Origin of the sequence: Aureimonas fodinaquatilis (assembly GCF_008369445.1) — a bacterium.
GTDB classification, from domain to species: Bacteria; Pseudomonadota; Alphaproteobacteria; order Rhizobiales; family Rhizobiaceae; genus Aureimonas; species Aureimonas fodinaquatilis.
Window position 1 is genome coordinate 161,369 of sequence record NZ_VTWH01000002.1, and the last position, 23,913, is coordinate 185,281.

Annotated in this window: 20 protein-coding genes; 10 read left to right on the top strand and 10 right to left on the bottom strand. The window is 56.2% G+C overall.

Annotated elements, in window-relative coordinates; translation table 11 throughout:
• Nucleotides 1-687 precede the first annotated feature (687 nt).
• Nucleotides 688-984: a hypothetical protein gene (locus FPY71_RS18445; protein ID WP_188052247.1), complete on the top strand. Its 297-nt coding sequence runs from the start codon at nucleotides 688-690 to the stop codon at nucleotides 982-984.
• A 62-nt stretch (nucleotides 985-1,046) separates the two neighbouring features.
• Here the strand turns inward: FPY71_RS18445 and FPY71_RS06810 are convergent, their stop codons facing one another.
• The 6 genes from FPY71_RS06810 to rnd all read right to left on the bottom strand — a co-directional run bounded on the left by FPY71_RS06810 (nucleotide 1,047) and on the right by rnd (nucleotide 8,983).
• A complete protein-coding gene (locus tag FPY71_RS06810; RefSeq protein ID WP_149299020.1) occupies nucleotides 1,047-2,978 on the bottom strand; it encodes a D-apionate lactonase family protein in 1,932 nt (643 codons plus the stop codon).
• A complete protein-coding gene (locus FPY71_RS06815; RefSeq protein WP_149299022.1) occupies nucleotides 2,975-3,973 on the bottom strand; it encodes an ABC transporter permease in 999 nt (332 codons plus the stop codon). The genes FPY71_RS06810 and FPY71_RS06815 overlap by 4 nt, the downstream gene beginning before the upstream one ends.
• Complete coding sequence (locus FPY71_RS06820) at nucleotides 3,970-5,877, bottom strand: sugar ABC transporter ATP-binding protein (RefSeq protein ID WP_149299024.1); 1,908 nt, start codon at nucleotides 5,875-5,877, stop codon at nucleotides 3,970-3,972. Before FPY71_RS06820 ends, FPY71_RS06815 begins: the two co-directional genes overlap by 4 nt.
• 53 nt (nucleotides 5,878-5,930) lie before the next feature.
• Nucleotides 5,931-6,911, bottom strand: coding sequence for a substrate-binding domain-containing protein (locus FPY71_RS06825; protein ID WP_149299026.1), 981 nt, complete (start codon nucleotides 6,909-6,911; stop codon nucleotides 5,931-5,933).
• Nucleotides 6,912-6,965: 54 nt separating this feature from the next.
• Entirely contained in the window at nucleotides 6,966-7,721 is a 756-nt protein-coding gene (locus FPY71_RS06830) for a FadR/GntR family transcriptional regulator (RefSeq protein WP_149299027.1), read from the bottom strand.
• Between the two features lie 98 nt (nucleotides 7,722-7,819).
• Nucleotides 7,820-8,983, bottom strand: a complete 1,164-nt coding sequence (rnd, locus tag FPY71_RS06835; RefSeq protein WP_149300518.1) for a ribonuclease D — start codon at nucleotides 8,981-8,983, stop codon at nucleotides 7,820-7,822.
• Nucleotides 8,984-9,144: 161 nt separating this feature from the next.
• Between rnd and aspS the strand changes: the two genes are divergently transcribed.
• Nucleotides 9,145-10,932: an aspartate--tRNA ligase gene (gene aspS, locus FPY71_RS06840; RefSeq protein ID WP_149299029.1), complete on the top strand. Its 1,788-nt coding sequence runs from the start codon at nucleotides 9,145-9,147 to the stop codon at nucleotides 10,930-10,932.
• Nucleotides 10,933-11,057: 125 nt separating this feature from the next.
• Here aspS and FPY71_RS06845 read toward each other — a convergent pair whose 3' ends face one another.
• The gene (locus FPY71_RS06845; protein ID WP_149299031.1) at nucleotides 11,058-12,242 is read right to left on the bottom strand and encodes a hypothetical protein; all 1,185 of its coding nucleotides are present in this window, start codon (nucleotides 12,240-12,242) and stop codon (nucleotides 11,058-11,060) included.
• A gap of 208 nt (nucleotides 12,243-12,450) precedes the next feature.
• On the opposite strand from FPY71_RS06845, the gene parC reads away from it, so the two are divergent.
• A complete protein-coding gene (parC, locus tag FPY71_RS06850; protein WP_149299033.1) occupies nucleotides 12,451-14,703 on the top strand; it encodes a DNA topoisomerase IV subunit A in 2,253 nt (750 codons plus the stop codon).
• Nucleotides 14,704-14,733: 30 nt separating this feature from the next.
• Here the strand turns inward: parC and FPY71_RS06855 are convergent, their stop codons facing one another.
• From FPY71_RS06855 to hemB, 3 genes are all read right to left on the bottom strand, one after another.
• Nucleotides 14,734-15,501 carry an arginyltransferase gene (locus FPY71_RS06855; protein ID WP_149299035.1) on the bottom strand — a complete coding sequence of 256 codons (768 nt, stop codon included), beginning with the start codon at nucleotides 15,499-15,501 and terminating at the stop codon, nucleotides 14,734-14,736.
• A 120-nt stretch (nucleotides 15,502-15,621) separates the two neighbouring features.
• Nucleotides 15,622-16,098: an RDD family protein gene (locus FPY71_RS06860; protein WP_149299036.1), complete on the bottom strand. Its 477-nt coding sequence runs from the start codon at nucleotides 16,096-16,098 to the stop codon at nucleotides 15,622-15,624.
• 74 nt (nucleotides 16,099-16,172) lie between these two features.
• A complete protein-coding gene (hemB, locus tag FPY71_RS06865; RefSeq protein ID WP_149299038.1) occupies nucleotides 16,173-17,198 on the bottom strand; it encodes a porphobilinogen synthase in 1,026 nt (341 codons plus the stop codon).
• A gap of 248 nt (nucleotides 17,199-17,446) precedes the next feature.
• Here hemB and FPY71_RS06870 point away from each other — a divergent pair, with 248 nt between their 5' ends.
• The 7 genes from FPY71_RS06870 to FPY71_RS06900 all read left to right on the top strand — a co-directional run bounded on the left by FPY71_RS06870 (nucleotide 17,447) and on the right by FPY71_RS06900 (nucleotide 23,884).
• The gene (locus FPY71_RS06870; protein WP_149299040.1) at nucleotides 17,447-17,821 is read left to right on the top strand and encodes a DUF6163 family protein; all 375 of its coding nucleotides are present in this window, start codon (nucleotides 17,447-17,449) and stop codon (nucleotides 17,819-17,821) included.
• A 257-nt stretch (nucleotides 17,822-18,078) separates the two neighbouring features.
• The gene (gene ldtR, locus FPY71_RS06875; RefSeq protein ID WP_149299042.1) at nucleotides 18,079-18,594 is read left to right on the top strand and encodes a transcriptional regulator LdtR; all 516 of its coding nucleotides are present in this window, start codon (nucleotides 18,079-18,081) and stop codon (nucleotides 18,592-18,594) included.
• Between the two features lie 146 nt (nucleotides 18,595-18,740).
• Nucleotides 18,741-20,072 (top strand): L,D-transpeptidase family protein, encoded by a 1,332-nt coding sequence (locus FPY71_RS06880; protein WP_149299044.1) that lies wholly within the window; start codon nucleotides 18,741-18,743, stop codon nucleotides 20,070-20,072.
• 270 nt (nucleotides 20,073-20,342) lie between these two features.
• A complete protein-coding gene (glyA, locus tag FPY71_RS06885) occupies nucleotides 20,343-21,662 on the top strand; it encodes a serine hydroxymethyltransferase (RefSeq protein WP_149300519.1) in 1,320 nt (439 codons plus the stop codon).
• 3 nt (nucleotides 21,663-21,665) lie between these two features.
• Nucleotides 21,666-22,136 carry a transcriptional regulator NrdR gene (gene nrdR / locus FPY71_RS06890; protein WP_149299046.1) on the top strand — a complete coding sequence of 157 codons (471 nt, stop codon included), beginning with the start codon at nucleotides 21,666-21,668 and terminating at the stop codon, nucleotides 22,134-22,136.
• Between the two features lie 9 nt (nucleotides 22,137-22,145).
• Nucleotides 22,146-23,261, top strand: a complete 1,116-nt coding sequence (gene ribD, locus FPY71_RS06895; protein ID WP_149299048.1) for a bifunctional diaminohydroxyphosphoribosylaminopyrimidine deaminase/5-amino-6-(5-phosphoribosylamino)uracil reductase RibD — start codon at nucleotides 22,146-22,148, stop codon at nucleotides 23,259-23,261.
• Complete coding sequence (locus tag FPY71_RS06900) at nucleotides 23,261-23,884, top strand: riboflavin synthase (RefSeq protein ID WP_149299050.1); 624 nt, start codon at nucleotides 23,261-23,263, stop codon at nucleotides 23,882-23,884. The genes ribD and FPY71_RS06900 overlap by 1 nt, the downstream gene beginning before the upstream one ends.
• The last annotated feature ends 29 nt before the right edge of the window (nucleotides 23,885-23,913 follow it).

Below are 23,913 nucleotides of genomic sequence, written 5' to 3' on the forward strand. Positions count from 1 at the left end.
CCCATCACGCCAGGCTTCCAATGAATTTTGGCCGTCACTTTTTGTGTTCAGCAACTGGTAGGCCAGTTGAAGCCCGTTGATTCCTGCAATTCCAAATCCCGCAGTTGTCAGAGAAGCTCCGGACAGGCCGAAGCTCAGCCCATCCGTATCTGAATAAGTGAGCAAGCTATTGCCAATTACGTAACTTTCCAGAACAAACTGCAAAATCGACTGATATGACTTGATAAGATCTCCGCCATTTTCAGCAACAAAAAAGGGTTTCGTCTCCAGTATATTAGAAAATGACAGTAGTGATGTGATAATTTGCCTGTTTAAATCATTCGTCGCGTGAGCTTTTTTTTCTGCATTTGTGGAGTTTGAGACAATTTCGCCATTAAGAATACTGGAATACCTTCCGGAAACATTTAAACCCTCGGCAGGGCGTGAGAGTAAAATTTCCTGAAAAACCTGCTGCTCCCTCGCGGTGGCATACGCCAATGGCGAGTTGAACATTCGTGAGTTGTTCCACATGGCGTTGTATACGCCATCAAAGGTTTTTTGGATGTTTCTGTCAGAGTACAGAACTTCTATTGCAGGAGACTTCGGTGTGACCACGTTATGTGAAACGGGTGCTGCAACGACGCTCTCAACAAACGTCTGGGTGTCAGAGGCTTTTCGCAGAATGGCATTTAGAAATGCCGGGTTCTGATGAACATTATCGGCCGGTATCTCGTTTTTTTGTCCGAAGAGTTTACCCAGAAGCCCATCAAGCGTTTCCAATTCCTGACGGATCAGCTTGTATTCTTCGATGGACGCGGCAATCCGGCCAAGCAACTCAGAATCGTTGCCTTGGCCTTCAATTGTAGAATCTGTCATTTAACTTTCCGACATACCGGGGAGGACGCGCCGGCTCATTCGGTGACGAAGTTTACTGACTTTATCACAAGAAATGCCGACGATTCCGGTCCGTATATCGATCCTGCCGTACAGCTACAACAATATTAAGATAAAATAGTGTGTAATTAAGTGTATTTCACCTATGCGTTGTTTTGCATTGGAATGAATTACTACCAGCGCAGGCGTGCAACTGCATAAGGAGGCAAGGTCAAGGTTTTGGCGCTAAAGGCTTTTGTCATGCTATCAAGGGAATCTTCTTCCTGTGCCGCTTGGGCGAAACTGTCCGCATCCAATAAAAACAGATCTTTCGGTGTCGCAGGCAGCTTTACGGTCGTCTCTTCGCCAAAGCGGTTGGCCAGCCACAGCACGGTCTTGTCACCTGAGTGGGCAGCAATGGCTTCCACATTGTCCGGTCCGTGGACATTCAGCATGGCCGAGCCACCCATCTGCGCAAGACCAGCCACCACATGGTAAACTGGAAACAAGCCGCCATTTTCATCAAAATAGGGCTGTGGCCAATCTTGTGGTGCATGGAGCAAACCGAATGCGCCGGTTGCTCCGCCAAGCGTTATGGTGCTGGCATGGGCCTTTGCCAAACGTGAGAAAAAGCCAATGGCCCATGCTGCACCCAGAAGCCCCCGTTGGCGGGGGTCATTAAAGTTGGCTGCCTGCCGAATATTGTTCGGGTTGGCCATTGGCGCATCGCCATAAGGGTTCATGCGCATGGAAATGGCGCTTGGCCCAACGGCGAAAGGTTTGCCAGCCGCAATTGCGGCGGCGCTGGCAGCAATAGCGGGCAGGGACTCCAGACCCTCCATGATGGAATGATCATCGCCTGCATGCAGCGTGGCTGTGGTGGTGAAACTGACCAGATCCAGCAGATCCACCGGAGGGTGCTTCCGGTTCATCTCTGTGAAGTAGCTGAACATGCCGCCGCCCAGCCGCGCGCCCGGAAAAGCCTGACGGGCAGCGTGAAACAATGCGCGCGGCGGTGGAGCATCCGGCCATTCACTGCCGGGCAAAGTGCATTTCAGGTCCGGCGCGGGAGATACCAGCACAGTTTCAAACGGATTGCCAAGCTTTGCCACCATTCGGCCAAGGTCTGCCAACTCTGCCTCGAACTGGTCGACTGAAACAACAACCGCTTCCAGCCACAGCAAATTGCTGATCGATTTTGCTGCGCCAACAAGTTTTTTCAGCTCATCGAACCCGTGGCCAAGCTGCGGATTATAGAAGCAGACGACATGGGCTGGATTGGCTGCGCGCAATTGGTCGGATGCCGCCTCTGCACTGTCTGCCTCTTCCGGTGTCAGGCCTATGCCCAGAGGCGGCACAAGGCTGGTGGTCTCCTCCAGTGTTAATATGCTGGACAATGCTTCATTGCTGGAACCAGCCGAACCGGACACCGTCAGGCTGACAGATTGCTGCAACTTTTCGCCAGCGGGCAGGGTGTAGGGCCATGGCAGCGCCAGTGGTCGGACATAGGTTTTGTAGGAAGCGTCCGTCCAGTTGCGCTGGTCTTCCATTTCATAGATGTCGCCCTCCATGCGGCAGGTGACAGAAAGCCCGTGCGCAGCTTCATGAGTCAGGGCGCGCAGGTTCATCATCGGCTGTACAGGGTCTATCAGATCCGGAAATTCTGAATCTTCCGTGGAGCCATCCGCATGTTCAATGCGAACCGGCTTGCCGGACACGCCGATAATTGGGTGCAGCACAACAAAGCCGGTACGATTTGTTTCAAAATTGGTTTGCGCTGCGCCTTCTGCGTGAAACTCCAGTTCGCCGCTGACAGAGCCAATAATGCGGGCCGTGTAGCCAAAGCTTTGACGATCATCCCTGGCCATGGCTGTGTAGGTTACGGTGAAACCATCGGCGTCCTCTTCCACAACAAGGTCGCTGATTGCCGGGTTATAAGTTCCCCAGTTTCTGTCCCGCACAATGAACGAGATAGCGCGAATGATTTCCACACCGCCATAGCGGATGTGGCGCAGATTCCCCGCATCCAGTTCAGCGGTCAGTTCACCGGCTCGCAGAATGCGCAGCGGCTCCACCGGCTCGTCAGTGCCGAAAAGGCTTACGGAAAGAGTGGGTTGTGCTGTCATCGATTGACCCTTGTGCTGATCAGACGCTCTGCAAGCAGTGCAACAATGATAATCGTGCCGATGGCGGTGCCCTGCCAGAACGGCGAAACGCCCATCAGGTTCAGGCCGTTGCGGATCATGACCATGATGATGACGCCAAACAGGGTGCCCACAATTGAACCCCGCCCGCCATACAGGCTGGCACCGCCGATGACCACGGCGGCAATGGCGTCCAGTTCCATGGAATTGCCCATTAACGGGTCTGCCGACAGGATTTGGCTGATGGAGAATGTGATGGCAACCGCCGAAAGCGCGCCGGCGATGACATAGGGCAGGACCGAGTAGAACAGCACATTCAGGCCGGCAGCGCGCGCTGCCTCCTGATTGGAGCCGACGGCGTAGATGGTGCGCCCGCCCTTCGTGTAGGTGAGGTAAAGCCACGCAACCACATAGAGACACAGCAGAAACAGAACGTTGGTCGGTATTCCCAGCACAGTGGTGTAAACCAGTGCCTGCATGGCATCCGGGATGGTGGAAATGGCGGTCTGCCCGGACAGGATGTAGGCAAGGCTGCGGCCAATAGCCATGACACCGAGCGTCACGACAAAGGCTGCAAGGCCGAACACGTTGATCAACAGGCCGGAGATGAGGCCGATAAACCCGCCGCATGCCACCGCCAGGGCGATGGCTGGCACAATTGGCATTTCGCGCAGGGCAAGGCCAAGCACAATGCCGGTCAACCCGGCAACGGAGCCAACAGACAGGTCGATGCCGCCGGTCAGAATAACAAAGGTCATGCCTACGGCCACAATGCCAATGACGACAGACTGGTCCAGAATGTTGAAGATGTTGGATTGCGTCAGGAAGTAGGGCGACATGAATGACAGGCACACCGCAATGGCCAGCGCCAGAAGCGTCATGCGCACTTCCAGCCTTTGCACCAGTTTCTTCAGCACGCCCGGTTTTTCATGGCGCGCCAATCCCGGACCTTCGGCAGTTGCAGCGTTTTTGTTCATAGGGTTTCCGCCATGGCAATAATGCTTTTTCTGATTTGTTCCGGTGCCGGTTTTGGCGCGTTGCGCGGAAGGGTCAGCCCAACCCAGCCAAAATCATGGCCGCGCGCGCTTTGAATGGGCACAAGCAGCGTGCTGCGCTCGCCATCGCCTTCTTCAACAAATTCACTCTGCCGCAGTTCAAGCGCCAGTGGTATGTGCGTTTGGCTGAATTTGCGCGCCTCGCCACTTTTGAATCCGGGGTCGGCACCGGGTTGTTCAACAACCGTGTTAAGGCAGATGAGGTTTTCTGCCTCCAGCAAAACCCAGAAGCCTGCACCGCCATGCTGCTGCGCCAGCTTGTTCAGCACATGGGTGTTGCGCTCCATCGAGGTTCTGGGTGCGGCCAACAGTGTCAGTTTTTCCTCATCCAACGCGTCACTTGGCAAATCGGCGATGGAACGCCCATCGCTGATAACTACAATACGGTCGCTGAGGCCGAGCAATTCCTCGAAATCGGATGAAACGATAATCAGCGCCACGCCTTTGGCCGCAATGTCGCGCAGCAGCGCATAAATTGTGGCTCGGGTGCCGATATCGACGCCTTTTGTCGGCTCGTCCAGAATGAGCACGTCGGGCTTGAGCAGCAGCCAACGCGCAATAATGATCTTCTGCTGCATGCCGCCGGAAAAATTCAACATGCTGGCATCCAGCAGACGCTCTGCCGGCAGGCCCAGCTGGTCCAGCAACTCGGCTATCTGCTTCTCCCGCGAGCGGTAATTGCAGAAAAAGCCGCGCTGGCCGCCAAGATGGGCAAGGAGAAGATTTTCCTTGACCGAAAAGTCCGGCACGATGTTCTGGGTGCGGCGGTCTTCGGCCACGAAGCCCATTCCCGCACGAATGGCATTGTCCGGCTTTTCGGCAGGCAATGGCTTGCCATTCAGCCAGACTTCGCCGCCATGTCTTGGCCGCAAACCGTAAACAGCCTCGATGGTTTCAGAACGACCGGCGCCAACAAGGCCGCCCAAGCCCAATATTTCGCCCTTGCGCACAGAGAATGAAACATCGCGAACCGTGGGCGTCGAGCGAAGATGTTTCACTTCCAGCGCCACAGGACGTTCCGCGCTGGCAGGGGCGGATGGCGGCCGGTGATAAATCGCCCCCAACTCGCTGCCAACCATTGCCCGAACCAGATCAGCCTGGCTCAATTCTGACGTGCGGCGCGACTGCATGACAGTGCGCCCTTCACGCATGACGCTGACCTTGTCGGTAATTGCAAACACCTCTTCCAGACGGTGCGAAACAAACACCAGCCCACGCCCGGATTCCCGGAGGCGCGCCATGACATCAAACAACCGTTCGACTTCGCCTGGGCTGAGTGAGGCTGTCGGCTCATCAAAAATCATCAGCTTGGCCTGCACGCCCAGTGCCTTGGCAATTTCAACCAGCTGCTTCTGCGCAGATGAAAGCCTGCGCACCTCCCGGTCGAACGGCAGGGTTTCCGCCTGCCCAAGCTCAGCCAGAATGGCTTCGCCGCGTTTGTGCATATCAGCATAATCAAGGCGGCCCGGCCGACCCAGCTCCGGCAGGAATATGTTTTCCAGAACAGTCAGGTCGGGCACAAGACTGGTTTCCTGCATCACAATGGCAATGCCCGCCTGCAGGGCTTCCCGCGTGTTGCGCAGGCGAAGTGGCTGGCCACGGTAGAACATTTCGCCGGAATCTGGCGTGTAGTGGCCGGAAATCACCTTGGACAGCGTGGATTTGCCCGCTCCATTGGCTCCAAGCAGGCCGTGCACCTCGCCCTCGGCCAGGTCAAAATTTGCCCCGGCAAGAGCCTTGGTGCGATCAAATGTCTTGGTTATGCCCTGTGCGACAAGCAGGTGTCCTACACTGTCAGGTCTATAGGCTGTTTCAGGCTGCGCCACGCTTGCACTCCGCGAAAAAAATGGCCGCGCATAGCTGCGCGGCCATTGTTCAATCAGACTTCGTTGGCGAAAACAGTTTCCTTAACCGTTGGCAGTTCCTGCGCAATGTTGGTGCTGGTAATGGCGAGAATTGGAACCGTGATTTCCTTTTCCGGCGTCTTGCCATCCAATACATCCAGCATAGCCTCACCCGAGCGCACACCCATGAGGTATGGCTGCTGCATGCCGGAAACGACCAGTTCGCCGGATTCCAGCAGCGGCACAAAGTCGGGAATACCGTCGAAGGCGGCAACCAGCACTTCACCATCCTTGCGCGCGGCTTTGATGGCGCGCAATGCGCCAAGCGCCGGCTGGTCGGTCTGAACAAACAAGCCACGAAGGTCCGGATTGGCCGTGAGTATATCCTGCGTGAACTTGAAAGTTTCGTCTGTGGTGTAGCTTTGCATCTGCTGCAACGCCGCTTGCTTGCCGGTAAAGCCGCCTTCCTTCAGCCCATCCAGAAAGCCCTGGGTGCGGGCCTGGCCGTTTTTGCGGGCCTGCGAAATGGCAACAATGCCCACAGATCCACCTTCCCAGCCCTTTTCCTTCAGCGCCGCGGCCAAAGCCGTACCAACATCATGGGCACCTTCGTAATTGTCGGAGATGATGAAGGACGAATAGTCGCCGCTATTGGTGCCGATATCGGCAATGACCACCGGAATATTGGCGCGCTGTGCCAGCTGCAGAACGCTGGGTGCGGTGGAGGAATCCGTAGGTGAGATGACAATGCCCGCCACGCCTCTGGCGATGGAATCCTGTGCATTCTGAAGCTGTGTCTGGGCACTGTTGTGCGAATCCAGCGCCTGAAAGCCAAAGCCTTTGGCCGTAACAGCCGCTTCTACACCCTTGGAAAGATAGCGCCAGAAAGGCAGGTCCAGCCCTGGCGTCAGATAGACAATGTCTTTGTTCTGGGCAAAGGCCCGGCCGACCGACAAGCCTGTGCCAGCCATAAGGGCGGCACCGGCGGCGAATTTAAGAAGTGATCTGCGTTCCATGTTTCCTCCCAGAAATTAACATTTGGACAAACGCTGCTTGACCGGAAAAAGGCATCAGCTTTTGCGAACCCCTTTCTCCAGCAGCATTTGCGTGGTTGCGTAAATGCGTCCCGTGTGCACTGAGAATGCGGCTGCCGCGGCTTCGCCGTCTCCCGCTTCCAGTGCAGTCACGATGGCGCAGTGCTCATGGTAGCTTTGCTCGACAGCGCCTTGCTGTGCGACAGCACGGCGGCGGTGTTCCATCATGTAAGTGTACAAATCCGTGGCGAAATCGGCCAGAAGCCGGTTCCCCGAGGCTTGATAGATTGCCACATGAAATTCCCGGTCGCAGATGAGAAACCGCACCGGGTCGTTCAACGTGGCGCGCTGGGCGTTCAAGAGTTGATGCAGATTTTTGACAACAGGCGTTTTGTGCCTCAGCGCTGCATCCAGCACCAGTTGCCGCTCCACAAGCATGCGGGCTGCATGCACAGAGTCGATGTCGTAGGCGTCAACCGCGCGCGCCTGCGCCAGACCCACCATGACCGGCCCGACATCTGCCGCAAGAACCCGCGTGCGCGCCCCGTGCGAGATTTCCAGAATGCCTCTGGCTGCCAGCGCCTGGACTGCACTGCGTACAGCATCACGGCTGACACTCAGGGATACGGCAAGATCACGCTCGCTTGGCAGCGCGTCACCCACTTGCAAAATGCCACTGGCAATCAACATGGCAATTTTATCCGCGATGACATCACGGATAGGGCGTTTGACAATCGCTTCCTGAAAGGCCGGATACTCTGCCAGAAGTGGGGTTTCACCAAGGCTTGTCATCGCGCTTCCTGATAAACTGGTTGGACCAGTCAACCACTTCATGCAACGGTGTTTCCCGTTGCGTGTCAAGTGCAATCAGAAATGACAATTTGCAGCGTTCAGCCTGATGGCGGAACCGGGACGATTTCCACCTTGCGGTTTCGGTAAACCAGTGCGGATTTTCCGGCCAGCAGTTCCAACGCTCTTTCACCGAACAGGCGGCGGCGCCATCCGGACAAAGCAGCCACGCCGGACTCTTCACCTTTGGTTGCCAGCTTCTCCAGGTCGTCGCTGGTGGCAATCAGTTTGGCGGCAACACCTTCTTCCTCGGTCACGATTTTCAAAAGCACTTTCAGAAAATCAACCGCGGCACCGGTGCCCTCCGGCAGCACCTGCGGGCGCGGCAAAACGGGAAGATCGGCCTTGGGAAGGGCCAGCGCGCGGGCCGTGGCCGCCAGCAGATCGCGCCCGGACTGTGATTTTTCATAACCGCGTGGAATGCTGCGCAAACGTGCCATCGCCTCTTCCGTGCGTGGCTGTTGCTGCGCAATCTCCATCAGGGCATCATCTTTCAACACACGGCCTCGTGGCTGGTTCTTGTTGCGGGCCTCACGCTCTCTCCAGGCGGCAATTTCCTTTAAAACCGCCAGTTCTATCGGCTTCTTGATTCGCCCTTTAATCCGCGTATGCGCAAGTTCGGGTGGCATGTCATAGGTTTCGGGCGAAGACAGCGTGGCCATTTCACCGGCCAGCCAGTCTTCACGGTCCTTGTAAGCAAGCGTTTTCTTCAACGCACGATAGGCGTCCCGCAGATAGGTTACATCGGCCAGCGCATAATCAAGCTGACTTTGTGAAAGCGGGCGGGCACGCCAGTCGGTGAAGCGCGAGCTTTTGTCGATATGGCCGTTGGTTGTGCGCGCCACCAGTTGGTCATAGGCAATTGCCTCACCAAAACCGCAGGCCATTGCCGCTATCTGCGTGTCAAACAAGGGTGCTGGTATTATGCCGCCTTGCTTGTAGATAATTTCGATATCCTGCCGCGCTGCGTGAAACACTTTGATAACCGCAGGATTGGCCATCAGCTCAAAAAATGGCGTCAGGTCCATGCCAGGTGCCAGCGGGTCAACCAGAACCGCCAGCTCATCACTGGCCATCTGGATCAGGCACAGCTCCGGCCAGAACGTTGTTTCGCGGATAAACTCTGTATCCACGGTTACAAATTCAGCTTTGCCCAAAGTGTCGCAGGCTTGCGCAAGCGCGCTTGTCGAGGTGATTGGCTCCATGGGCGCTTTCATAGTGCATTGCAGCCGTGGTTTGAAGCGTGTTCATGCTGCTTAGCCAAATCTTGACATCAGGAGAATGCCATGCGCTTTTCCGCGGCAAATCTAGGGCTTAATCCGTTGACCAGTTTGGCTCCCTTGCCGGAGCCGGGAAGAAGAAGACCATGCATCGCTATCGCAGCCACACCTGCGCGGCCCTCCGTACCCCTGATGTGGGCAGCACAGTACGCATTTCCGGTTGGGTCCACCGTGTCCGTGACCATGGCGGCCTGCTGTTCATCGACCTGCGTGACCACTTTGGCCTGACCCAGATTGTCGTTGATCCTGATTCGCCGGCATTCAGCACTGCTGAACAGGTGCGCAGCGAATGGGTTATTCGTGTTGACGGCGAGGTCAAGGCGCGTTCGGCTGATACGGTGAATGCAAAACTGCCAACCGGCGAAATTGAGCTGTTTGCCAGCGAGATTGAAGTTCTGAGCCGGTCCAGGGAACTGCCGCTGCCGGTGTTCGGCGAGCCAGACTATCCGGAAGACACGCGCCTGAAATTCCGCTTTCTGGATTTGCGGCGGGAGACTTTGCATCGCAACATCATGCGCCGTACGCAGATCATCTCTTCCATGCGCCGCCGCATGGCGGATGAGGGCTTTACAGAGTTTTCCACGCCCATTCTGACTGCCTCTTCGCCAGAGGGCGCTCGCGATTTTCTTGTGCCATCCCGCATTCATCAAGGCTCGTTCTATGCGCTGCCGCAGGCCCCGCAGCAGTACAAGCAGCTGATCATGATGAGCGGCTTTGACCGCTATTTCCAGATCGCGCCGTGCTTCCGTGATGAAGATCCACGGGCAGACCGCCTGCCGGGCGAGTTTTACCAGCTCGATCTGGAAATGAGCTTCGTGACGCAGGAAGACATTTTCCAGACGATGGAGCCGGTGATTCGCGGAATCTTCGAGGATTTTGCCGACGGCAAGCCGGTGAGCCAAACGTTTCGCCGGATTCCCTATGATGATGCTATGCGCAAATATGGCTCGGACAAGCCAGACTTGCGCAACCCGATTGAAATGGAAGCTGTGACCGAGCATTTTGCCGGCTCGGGCTTCAAGGTTTTCGCCAACATGATTGCCTCTGACCCGGCAGTGGAAATCTGGGCGGTTCCGGCAAAAACCGGTGGCTCGCGCGCATTCTGCGACAGAATGAATTCCTGGGCGCAGGGCGAAGGTCAGCCCGGCCTTGGCTATATTTTCTGGCGTGAGGAAGAGGGTGCATTGTCTGGTGCCGGCCCGCTGGCCAAGAATATTGGCGATGAGCGGACAGAGGCCATTCGCACCCAACTGGGACTTGCGGCCGGGGATGCCTGCTTCTTTGTGGCGGGCAACCCGAAGAAGTTTGTCGATTTTGCCGGTGCCGCGCGCACCCGCGTTGGCGAAGAGTTGAACCTCATCGACCGTGATCGGTTCGAGCTGGCATGGATTATCGACTTCCCGTTTTATGAATGGCAGGAAGAAGAAAAGAAGGTCGACTTTTCGCACAACCCGTTTTCCATGCCACAGGGCGGAATGGATGCACTGGAAGGGCAGGACCCGCTGTCAATCAAAGCCTACCAGTATGACATCGTCTGCAATGGCTTTGAAATCGCGTCCGGAGGCATTCGCAACCACTTGCCGGAAGCCATGGTGAAAGCGTTTGAAATTGCAGGCTATTCCCGCAATGACGTGGAAGAGCGCTTCGGCGGGCTGTATCGCGCGTTTCAGTATGGCGCACCGCCGCATGGCGGAATGGCAGCCGGTGTGGACCGCATCGTCATGCTGCTTTGCGGCGTGAAAAACCTGCGCGAGATCACCATGTTCCCGATGAACCAGCAGGCCTATGATCTGCTGATGAATGCACCTGCGGAAGCGACACCGACCCAGCTGCGGGAATTGGGCGTTCGGGTTGCTCCTCAGCCCAAGGCCTGAGACTTGATCGGCAAGTTATAAATCCGGGGCGTTTGAGCCGGATCGCAATGATCGGCTCAAACGCCCCGGATTTTTCAAGGTCGAATTGTTTTCGCTGAAACGTAACCGTTTCAACGAAATGAGACCTACTGGTTTGAAATCACATCAAGATTCAGCACCTGCGGCAACGTTTGGGGCGCACCAACCGCAGCACCAATGATTTGCGTGGCTGGCACAGGTGCCGGAGGCGCAATGGAGATGGTGATGTTTTTCGGATCGTTCAGATACTGTGTCACAGCGTCTGAGACCTTGGTCTGGAATTCCGGATTTTGCAGCTGTGCCAGAAGCATTGGCAGCTGCGAGCTGAGCGTGTTGACAAATTCTGTCCGGCTTTGACCAGATTTGCCGGCAAAATAGTCCAGCAATTTTGGCGTCAGCGAGTCATCAGTGAATGCCAGGTTGGCATTGATCAGCTGAATTTGCGACATCAGGCCCAGCATCGCCATGCCGGCACCCTCATTGTTTTCCGGAGCGGCCGCCATTTGCTGCTGCAACTGCTGCAATTGCTGGATGAATGCCGGTGTATAGCCGTTGATGGTGTAGGTGAAGTCCAGCTTGCCACCATCTTCAAGTTCAATGGTCATCGGGTCCAGCGTCAGCATGCCCGTGCCGGGGTGCCACTCGGCACTGCCGTTCATATTCGCGCGAATTGGCGAATAGCCCATTTCAGCCAGAGGCTGTGATGCCGCCTGTGCCTGTGTGTTTTCATTATCTTCGGTATTGATCACCAGGCCGGTCAGCACAAAACTTCCGCTCATATTGCCTTCAGCGGTAATGGTGTTGTCGGCAGTGATTTCAGCGATGGTTGAAATGTCCTCGCCCTTGTCGCGTATGGCAACGTCGCTGATTGCCAGCTTTTCCATGTAAAAGCTGGTTGGAAGCGCGTCTGCATTGGCGACTGTGCCTTGCAGCACGATGTTTTCGCCAACAAAGCTGCCAAGGTGGAAGCTGCTGGTATCATCAACCGATTCAACATCGGCCAGCGCCACTCGCTCAATTTTAAAGCCGTCTTCCGGTGTGCCTGTTACCGTTTCAAACGTCACATCGCCCAGATTGACGGTGCTGTCTGCCGGACCAACCGTCAGGCCTTTCAATACGACGTCGTCGCCATTGGTCTCCGCGGCCGTGTAATTGACGACCATATCCTGCGCGGCGGCAAGGTCCTTGAGACGCTGGCCCAGCGCTTCGCCATCGGCGGCAAATGCGGAGGTGGAGCATAGAAGGGCGGCGGCCAGACCGGAAAGCAGGCGGCGGGAGCGAATTGCAGACATTGGTTCATTACCCTCTTCATAAGCGTACGTTGATTCAACCGGGGATTGGTGAATCGCAAAATTCCATCTTCGGTTTATGGGGCGGGCGGACGATATGGCAATGCGAAAACGCAAGGAATGCCGCAAAGCTGCGACGATTTTATGTTTGTCGTTGGATAACCTCGACCGGCGCTTGTGCTTTTTGCCAGCGTCCATTACGCGATGAAATATGGGTAAAAAAGCGGACGGCCCGTTAAGCGGCGGTGACATTGAACCGGTTGACCTGAAGGCGGCGCTGGAAGAGCGATACCTTGCCTATGCCTTGTCCACAATTATGGGCCGCGCCCTGCCGGATGTGCGAGACGGGCTGAAGCCTGTGCACCGGCGCATTGTGCATGCGATGCGCATTCTGCGGCTGGACCCCGGTCAGGGTTATAAGAAATGCGCCCGGATTGTCGGCGATGTGATGGGCAAGTTTCACCCGCATGGTGACAGCTCGATCTATGATGCGCTGGTGCGACTGTCGCAGGATTTCGCTATTCGCTATCCGTTGATCGACGGGCAGGGCAATTTCGGCAATGTGGATGGTGATAGCGCCGCTGCCATGCGCTACACGGAAGCCCGTATGACCGAAGTGGCAACGCTTCTGCTGCGCGGTCTGGATGAAGATGCGGTGGATTTCAAAGCCACCTACAATGAAGAAGATCAAGAGCCGGTGGTGCTTCCCGGCGCATTCCCCAATCTTCTGGCCAACGGCGCAACCGGCATTGCAGTTGGCATGGCAACGTCGATACCGCCGCACAATGCGGCTGAGATATGCGATGCCGCGCTGAAGCTGATTGAAACACCGGATGCCAGCGTGGATGTTCTGCTGCGCTATATCCAGGGACCGGATTTTCCCACTGGCGGCGTGGTGGTCGAAGGTCAGGCCGCAATTCGGGAGGCATATGCCACGGGTCGCGGCTCGTTTCGCGTGCGGGCGCGGTGGGAAAAGGAAGAGCAGAGCCGTGGCGGCTATGTCGTCATTGTAACTGAAATTCCCTACATGGTGCAGAAGTCCCGGCTGATTGAGAAAATTGCCGATCTGCTGGTCGCCCGCAAGCTGCCGTTGCTGGCCGATATTCGCGATGAATCAGCCGAAGATGTTCGCATTGTGCTGGAGCCGCGCAGCCGGTCGGTTGATCCCGAATTGATGATGGAATCCCTGTTCCGGCTGACGGATCTGGAAAGCCGGATCCCGTTGAACATGAATGTTCTGTCGGGCGGCAAGATTCCCAAAGTCATGTCGCTGCGCGATGTGCTGGTGGAATGGCTGGAGCATCAGCGAGAGGTTCTGGTGCGCCGGGCGGCGTTTCGCCTTGGGCAGATTGAACGGCGGCTGGAAATTGTTGCCGGCTATCTCATCATTTTCCTCAATCTGGATGAAGTGATCCGGATCATCCGTGAGGAAGATGAGCCCAAACAGCAATTGATGCGCACATTTGAGCTGACGGATGTTCAGGCGGAAGCAGTCCTGAACCTGCGTTTGCGGTCTTTGCGCAAGCTGGAAGAGCTGGAGCTGAAGCGCGAGTTTGACGCGCTGAGCGCAGAGAAGCAGGAAAAAGAGGCGCTTCTGGCCTCTGCCCAGTTGCAATGGAGTGCCATTGCCGCAGAAGTGCGAGCGGTCAGGGAAACTTTCTCCAAAAAGACCAAACTGGGCAAGCGCCGCACTTTGTTCGCCGACGCGCCTAACCACATGTCGGATGTGATTGCTGAAGCGCTGATTGAGCGTGAGCCAATTACCATTGTGTTGTCGCAAAAAGGCTTCCTGCGCGGCATGCGCGGACATCTGGCCGACACCTCTACACTGCAGTTCCGGGAAGGCGATGCTCTAAAGCTGGCATTTCCGGCGCACACAACTGACAAGCTGATTTTCCTTTCTACCAATGGCAGAGCGTTTACGCTGGGAGCGGACAAACTGCCTGGCGGGCGCGGGCATGGTGACCCGGTGCGACTGGCTATCGAGCTGGAGGATGATCAGGATATTGTGTCGGGCTTTGTTGTGAACCCGGCTGAAAAGCGGCTGATTGTTTCGAACCAGGGCAATGGTTTCATTGTCAGCGAAAATGAGCTGCTGTCCGGTATGCGGCGCGGCAAGCAGGTGCTGAATGTTTCCGACAATGCGCGGCTGGCACTGGCCCTGCGCGTTGAGGGCGACAGGGTGGCGGCCGTGGGCGAAAATCGGAAAATGCTGGTGTTTCCGCTCAGCCAGATTCCGGAAATGACACGCGGCAAGGGTGTGCGGTTGCAGCGCTACAAGGATGGCGGGATTTCCGACCTGCGCATCTTCAACATTGCCGATGGCCTGACCTGGGTGGATTCTGCCGGCCGCACCTACAGCCGCTCTGAAGCGGAACTGTTTGAGTGGAGCGGCGACAGGGCGCAGGCTGGCCGACTGGTGCCCAAGGGCTTCCCTAAAAACGGAAAATTTGTGGGTCGGTAGCCAGCGCGCTCCGGCCTCAACGACGGTGGCCTAGGCTGTCTGGTCGCCGGTTTTTTCATATCGCGCCCAGCCGGATGGACGCAGATGCTCCTGTGGCAGAAAGCGGATCTTATAATCCATTTTGGCCGAACCCTCGACCCAGTAGCCAAGATAGAGATATGGAAGGCCCAGCGCGCGTGCGCGCTCAATATGGTCAAGGATCATCAGGCTGCCAAGGCTGCGATGCGGCATTGACGGGTTGTAGTAGGAATACACCATAGACAGCCCGTCAGCCATGACATCGGACAGGGCCACGGCCACCAGATCGCCATCTGACACTGTGGTGAAGCTGGAATCCGGCCCGCGCTGACGATACTGAATAATGCGGGTTTCCACCTGGCTGTCTTCCACCATCATGGCATAATCCAACATGGACATTTCAGCCATTCCACCATCGGCGTGGCGGCTGTCCAGGTAGCTTCTGAACAGGGAATACTGTTCGCTGGACGCAACCGCCGGGCCCATCCGGCCCACCAGGTCGCGGTTGGTGCGCAAAACTCTGCGCATGGAGTGGGACGGTTGAAACTCATCCACCAGAATGCGCACAGAAACGCAGGCACGGCATCTTTCGCAAGCGGGGCGGTAGGCAATGTTCTGACTGCGGCGAAAGCCACCCTGGGTCAGCACATCCAACAGCTCGGCGGCGCGGTTGCCAACAAGATGCGTGAAAACCTTGCGCTCGATCTGGCCGTTCAAATACGGGCAGACCGCCGGCGCAGTGAGAAAAAACTGCGGTGTTTGCGGATGATGTGCAGTCATCTCTCACAACTCACGACGACGCGGTGCACCTTTGCCCCGCTACAGTACCAGTTTGACCCAAACTGAAGCGGAGGGAAAGGTGACGAAAGGACTTAGGATGCGAAATGGATAAAATTTCCACTAAGCCTTTAGATCATGAATGTTTCGAATGACCACGGTGCCCAGAAGATAGTCGTGCAGCAGTTCCTTGCGCCGGGTGAACAGCGAGAACAGGAGCACCAGCGGCGTCAGAGTGGCAATCGACGCCCAGAACAGCACCGCATGCAGAACGGCAAACACCGAATCCACCGGCGCGCCGTCCAGCCGCATCAGGCGTATACCAAACAGACGCATGCCAATGGTTGCCTGGCTTCCGCTGCCCATGGTGAAGCCGACATACAGAATTGCCACCAGCGGTAGAAGCGCAGCATAGAGCAGCCAGCCGAGGCCAAAGGTTATGACACCCAGAATGCCAACGACGATTGCTGCTGGAATCAGCAGAAGAAGCACGATGGTAAAATCCACCATGAATGCCAGAATGCGTCTTGTGCGGACGCTGCTGAAAGCGCGCACATCATTCAGAATTGCATTTGATTCCAAATCGACAGTCTGGCTCATTGCTTGTTCCTGATAAAAGCGAATTTGTTCGCCTGAAAATGGGATAGGCCACGCCTTTATGCAAGAACGGGTGGTTATTTTGAAAAGCGCTCCGCAACCATAGGTGCAAAATAGCTGAGGATGCCGGATGCACCAGCTCGCTTGTATGCCGTCAGAACTTCCAGCATTGCAGCGTCACGATCCAGCCATCCGCGTTCCGCCGCTGCCATGATCATCGAATATTCGCCGGAGGTCTGGTAGGCGAAGCAGGGCAGGTTGAACTCCTGCACCATACGGGTCAACACATCCAGATAGGGCAGGCCCGGCTTGACCATGATCATATCCGCACCTTCCGCAATGTCCTGCGCGGCTTCGCGCAGGGCCTCGGCGCCATTGCAATAATCCATCTGGTAAGTGCGCTTGTCGCCTTTCAAAACGCCGGACGAGCCCACAGCATCGCGAAATGTCGCATAGAACACCGAAGCATACTTGGCGGCATAGGACATGATCATCGTGTCGCCCAGATGCGCTTCGTCCAAAGCCGAGCGGATCATGGCAATGCGACCATCCATCATGTCCGATGGCCCGATAATGTCACATCCCGCCTGAGCCTGGATCAATGCCTGCTGGCAAAGCACTTCAACTGTGGCGTCGTTGACAACGCGCCCGTTGCGCAACAGACCATCATGGCCGTGGCTTGTGTATGGGTCCAATGCCACATCGCACAATATGCCGATTTCCGGCACCGCGGCCTTTATGGCGCGCGTGGCACGGCACACCAGATTGTCCGGGTTCAGCGCTTCGCTGCCATCCTCATCCCGGCAGGCTGTGTCATTGAAAGGAAACAGCGCAATAACCGGAATTTCCAGATCCCGGGCGCGCAAGGCAGCCTCTACCGCGCCTTTGACCGAATAGCGGAAAACACCCGGCATCGACTCCACCGGTTCCGGCCCACCATCTCCATCCCGGACAAAGACCGGCCATATCAGATCGGAAGAGGCGATTTGTGTTTCCCGGATCAGGCGGCGTGACCAGTCATGCTGCCTCAATCTGCGGTAGCGGCGTCCGCCTGTTGCAGCATCGATTGCGGGTGTTAACTCCGACGGATCGCGCCTGTGCATCAGACTTTTCCTTTCGATACTGCTTATAAAACTATACAACCAAAAATTGAATCCCTGACGACTCACGCCCTGTGAGATCGCCTGTTGGGAACTTTGGCAGACTTACTAGGACGGTTCGGCGCGAAACGAAATAGCTGGAACATTTCTATCTTTTGTTTCGCGCGCATTCGCTGGCCAATCACTGCCGGAACTGTGGTTTAATTGGTGTGCAGATGCAGAAAAATCAGGACCTTCTAGACCGGAAAATTTTGATAAAAAAGATTATCAAAATTCTATATCGCGTTGTCGGGGCAACATTTTTCGTCGCAGGAATTTTCTACTGGATATGCATTGTCGGCATATTCGACAAGGAGCTCTGGCGCTTTGACCAGATGCCATTCGGCTGGCGGCTGGCCACTGCCAGTCTGGCTGTGCTGTACCCGGTAACAGGTCTGGGCCTGTGGCTCTTTACGGCCTGGGGTCTCGTTCTCTGGATCGCGGTTGTAGGAATTGATGTCGCGATTTACGGCGCAGTTCCGGGCTTTTTCGGCAACAGTGTAATGATCGGCCTTCACGCAGTGGCTTTGCTGGTTGTTCTGCTTTTGTGGCTGGCGACTGTTGTAACCAGCCGCAAACTGGCCTGATCAATAACCAATTGTTAATTGCATTGTTAAAAACGCTTGAAGCGGTCCAGGCGAACACTCAATGTCCTGAACTGCCTTAACACGCTGTTTTGTCGCACTGTTCCCGCTTTGAAATGCCAGTGCTTCAACGGGAAGTGTTCTGGTAACGCGCCGTTAAGAATAAATTTTAACAGCGGATTCAGACTGACACCCGCATCATCTTTCGCAGTACTGCCGCAGTTGCGGTGTTGTGACGTATGAGTGTCGGAGTACACCGCATGACAGGCCAAAGATTTCACCAGACCGCTCAGGATCATCCCATGGAAGATCGCGGCGATTTGAAATCGCTGTATATGGAAACGTTGCAGTTGGTGGAGCGGCTTCATCGCCGCCTGCTGGACGTGGTGAAGGACGAGTTTGACCGCAACGGCCGAACTGACATCAACGCCGTGCAGGCGCTGCTGCTTTTTAACATAGGCGACAGCATTCTCACCGCTGGCGAGTTGCGTTCTCGCGGGTTCTACCTTGGCTCCAATGTGTCGTACAATCTGAAAAAGCTGGTTGAACTCGGCTTCATCGATCATCAGAAATCCTCCAGCGACAAGCGGGCGGTGCGCGTGTCGCTGACCGAGGCCGGGCTGGAAGTTGCTGAAATCGTTACCGAGCTCTATAATCGGCATATCGGCTCGATCGACAAGGTCGGCGGGCTGGACGAGCAGGAATTTCAGAAAATGAACCGGTCTTTGCAGCGACTTGACCGGTTCTGGAACGATACAATCATGTATCGGCTCTGACGTTTCAGGCGCGCTAAAAATGCAACGTTGGCGCAATAGCGTAATTTAACATTTTGTTTTCCACTCTTTAGCCATAATGCCGTGGCTTGCAGAAAAATTCGGGTCCGGCTTGCCCAGACGTCCGGGTCAACAAGCAGGGGGTTTGAATGGTTGATGCCATTTCCAGGTTAGCGCGGGCCAAAGTGTCCCGCCGCACCGTGGTTGCCGGAGCGGCTGCCGCTGCCGGCATTGCAGCTTTGCCAGGCAGCGCTTTGGCGCAGTCGGCGATTGACGGTGTTCTGACGGCGCCCAACCGCGGCGGATGGAACGATCAGTTCGACACCCGCTCGGCCAATGTGGCAACAGTTGCCTCGAACCAGCCGGTGTTTTCGCCGAACACATCGTCGGCAATGCAGCAGGCAATTTCTTCATATCAGCAGATCGCAATGTCTGGCGGGTGGAGACGAGTTCCGGAAGACCAGACACTTCGTCTTGGCGTTCAGCACCCCAATGTCATGGCACTGCGTGAGCGTCTGGCAATTTCCGGAGATCTGAGCCGCACAGCCGGACAATCTCCTGCATTCGATACTTATGTTGATGCCGCCGTTAAGCGCTTTCAGGCGCGCCATGGCCTGCCAGCAGACGGCGTCGTGGCGGCGCACAGCTATCAGGCAATGAATGTGCCGGCCGAAGTGCGGCTTGGTCAGTTGCAGACCAATCTCAACCGGTTGCAGAAGCAGAGCTACGACGCACAGCGTTTTGTCATGGTCAACATTCCGGCGGCCTCGATTGAGGCGGTGGAGCGCGGCAATGTTGTTCAGCGTCATACGGCCGTTGTCGGCAAGATTGACCGCCAGACGCCAATTCTGCAATCGCGCATTACCAATCTGAATCTCAACCCATATTGGCATGCGCCAACATCGATCGTTCGCAAGGACATCATTCCGCTGATGCGGACCGATCCGACTTATCTGGAACGCAACGACATTTTCATCTACGCCTCGGATGGTCGGGTTATTCCTCCATCTGAAATCGACTGGAACACCGAGGAAGCTGCACGCTATCTGTTCCGGCAGAACCCGGGCAAAAACAACGCCATGTCTTCGGTCAAGATCAACTTTCCGAACCCGCATGCCGTTTACATGCACGACACACCGCAGCAGAGCGTGTTTTCGCAATTGATGCGGTTTGAATCATCGGGCTGCGTGCGTGTGCAGAATGTGCGTGACCTGATTGTGTGGATTGCGCGCGATACGCCGGGCTGGGATCGTTCGGCAATTGAAAAGGTTGTTTCTGCCAGAACACGGCAGGACATCAACATTTCAAATCCGGTGCCATTGCACTTCACCTATCTGACGGCGTGGGCAACTGATCCAACCGTGGTGCAGTTCCGCGACGATATTTATCGCATGGATGGATCAGAGCAATTGGCCATGTCGGACTCACGCCCCGTTGCCTACCAGCCTGGTGAGCAGGTCGTTACCGGCATCACCTACTGAAAAAGGCGGATGGTGAAACTTCTGGGGCCAGACCACTTCCTGTGATCCTGCGATCGGCAGAAATGGTCTGACTCTACAGTGCTTCACATTCTTGGCCGTAGAAGCGTGACGGCCTTAACGTTAGATGTGCTGGTGCCGGAAGTCCTGGACTTCCGGCATTTCTTGTTGGTACAGCAAGTCGATATTGGCGCGGGCGATCTTTCCATGATAGACCGCAGCCAACTCGCCAGCAGAGGAACGCGCTGGCGCTATCTAGTCGGAGCAATCGATATGTCGCAGGCCATCGCAGAACAACCTTCGCACCGTCATGAGGCCTTTTTTGCAGACGGTATCGCCGCCAGCGATCCGGAATTGTTTGCAGCCATGAGAAGCGAGCTGCATCGCCAGCAGCATGAGATTGAGCTGATTGCTTCTGAAAACATTGTCTCGCGCGCTGTGCTTGAAGCGCAGGGCTCTGTTTTGACCAACAAATATGCAGAAGGTTATCCGGGGCGTCGCTATTATGGTGGCTGCGAATATGTGGACGTAGCTGAAACACTGGCGATTGAACGTGCCAAGGAAATTTTTGGCTGCGGCTTTGCAAATGTTCAGCCCAATTCCGGCAGTCAGGCCAATCAGGCCGTTCTGATGGCCCTTTCCAGCCCGGGTGAAACCATTCTGGGCATGAGCCTCGATGCCGGCGGGCATTTGACACATGGTGCCAAGCCAAATCTGTCCGGCCGCTGGTTCAACCCGGTTCAGTATGGGCTGGATGTGGAAACAGGCCTGATTGACTACGACGCGGTTGCAGCTCTGGCAGAGCAGCACAAGCCCCGCATCATCGTAGCGGGCGGTTCTGCCTATTCCCGCCGCATTGATTTTGCGCGCTTCCGCGCAATTGCAGATGCTGTCGGCGCGTATCTCTGGGTCGACATGGCGCATTTTGCCGGTCTGGTTGCAACGGGAGAGCATCCCAGCCCGTTTCCGCATGCACACATCGTTACATCAACCACGCACAAGACCCTTCGCGGACCGCGCGGCGGACTGGTGCTGACCAATGATGAAGACATTGCCAAGAAAGTGAATTCGGCAATTTTCCCAGGCTTGCAGGGTGGGCCCCTGATGCATGTCATTGCCGGTAAAGCGGTGGCATTCAAAGAGGCTCTGACGCCGGAATACAAAAGCTATATCAAGGCAGTAGTGGAGAATGCCAAAGTATTGGCTGAAACACTGCGCGCAGGGGGTCTCAACATCATTTCGGGTGGTACAGACACGCATCTGATGCTGGTGGACCTGCGTCCCAAAATGCTGAATGGCAAGGCGTCGGAAGCTGCACTTGGCCGTGCGGGAATTACCTGCAACAAGAATGGCGTGCCGAATGACCCGGAAAAGCCAACCATCACATCCGGCGTGCGTCTTGGTACACCAGCAGCGACAACCCGCGGCTTTGGCGCTGCAGAGTTCCGCGAAGTCGGCGAACTGATTGTCGAGGTTCTGGATGGGCTGAAGCAGTCCAACTCGCCGGAAGGCAATGCCGTTGTTGAAACCCGCGTGAAGGAAAAGGTGCTGGCACTGACAGACCGTTTCCCGATTTACCCCAGCCTTGGATAAACCATGCGCTGTCCATATTGCGGATCACAGGAAACGCAGGTCAAGGATTCACGCCCCGCAGAGGACGGCGGGGCTATTCGCCGTCGGCGGACCTGCCCGGATTGCAATGGGCGTTTTACAACCTTCGAACGGGTTCAACTGCGTGAGTTGACCGTGCTTAAGCGCTCTGGCCGCAAAGTGCCGTTTGAGCGCGATAAGCTGGCGCGATCCATTGAAACCGCTTTGCGCAAGCGCCCGGTTGACAGTGAGCGGATGGAGCGGATGATTTCCGGTATTGTCCGGCAACTGGAGTCCTCGGGTGAAAGTGAAGTGCGTTCGGAAGATGTCGGGCTTCTGGTTATGGAAGCCTTGCGCGGACTGGATGACGTTGCCTATGTGCGTTTTGCCTCGGTTTACCGGGATTTTCGCGAGGCAAGGGATTTTGAGGCGCTGATCCAGGAACTGGCGACGCTGCCTGTCAAGGAAAAGGACTGATCGCCGGCCATGTCACCCGTTAACGGTGTGGCGACTGAAGCGGATCGCCGTTACATGGCCGCTGCCATTCGCCTGTCTCGATGCCATGTCGGTCTGACCGGATCCAACCCTTCGGTTGGGGTGTTGATTGTTGCGCAGCACAACGGCCATGAACCGAAGATTGTTGGCCGTGGCGTGACTGCAAAGGGTGGGCGGCCGCATGGTGAAGTGCTGGCCCTGCAGGAAGCGGGTGAAGCGGCGCGCGGCGCAACTGCTTATGTGACATTGGAGCCGTGCGCGCATCATGGTGTAACGCCGCCCTGCGCCGATGCGCTGGTGCGTGCCGGGATTGCCAGGGTTGTTGTGGCGCTGCAAGATCCTGATATGCGGGTGGATGGCCGCGGTTTCGCCATTTTGCAGGCAGGCGGGGTGAGTGTTACCCTCGGCGTCGAGGCAGAGGCTGCGAAAGAGCCGCTGAGCGGTTTTTTCAGCCGTGTCCAGCATGCCAGACCCTACGTGACACTCAAGGTTGCACAGTCGGCTGATGGCGCGATTGGTCGGGCTGGTACTGGTCAGGTTGCCATCAGTGGCGCAATCGCCAATCGTCAGACACATTTGCAGCGCGCCTTCAGCGACGCAATTCTGGTTGGGGTTGGAACGGTTCTGGCGGATGATCCGCAATTGACCTGCCGTCTGCCGGGTCTGGAGGATCGTTCACCGCTGCGCATTGTCTATGACCCGCTGCTTGCTACGCCGCCAGGCTGCAAGCTGGTACGAACAGCCAAACAGACTCCAACACTGCTGGCTGTGTCGGCAGAGGTTGGCGAAGCCGCCAAAGCGCCGTATCTGGCGGCGGGGTGCCGATTGCTGGACATCAATGACAGGCAGGATTTTGCAGGCTTTTTCGCATCCCTTGCCAGCCTCGGAATTTCCACCGTGCTGTACGAAGCCGGGCACAGGCTGGGGCAAGCGATATTGTCCGCAGGCCTGGCGGATCGCCTGATCGTCGTACGCTCGCCCGTGATTGTTGGTGCAGAAGGGGTTGCCTCGCCGCTGACAAATGCGCATTTGCAGCACTACAGCCTGACAGAGCAAAATTTCTTCGGCGATGATGTCTGGTGCGAATATGAAAGAAGGGATCGCTAGTGTTTACCGGAATTATTACCGATATTGGCCAGATAAGTGCGGTACGCGAACTGGACGAAGGGCGCGCCTTTCGCGTGGAAACTGCTTATGACCCGTCCACGATCGCCATTGGTGCTTCCATTGCCTGTGCGGGCGTCTGTCTGACGGTGACGCAACTGGCCGCGCCCGGGTCCAATGAACGCTGGTTCGAGGTTGAGGCATGGGAAGAAGCCCTGCGTCTGACAACAGCCGGCGCCTGGCAGCCCGGCAGCCGGCTGAATCTGGAGCGGGCGCTGTGTGTTGGTGACGAACTTGGCGGGCACCTTGTTTCGGGCCATGTGGATGGTAAAGCAAGCATTGTCGATGTTCAGGATGAAGGTGAAGCGACAAGGTTCAGGCTGCGCGCCCCGCAGGATCTGAAGCGCTTCATTGCCCAGAAAGGCTCGATCTGCCTTGATGGCACGTCGCTGACGGTTAACGGCGTTGCCGACGATATTTTTGATGTGCTGTTGATCCGGCACTCGCTCGGTGTCACAACTTGGGGCGAAAGACAAAAAGATGATGTGGTTAATCTTGAGGTTGACCAGATTGCGCGCTATGCCGAGCGTCTGTTCGGCACCGGTATTCCACAGTCTGCGGGATAACGGGTGCTGTAAAACCATTCAAGCACATG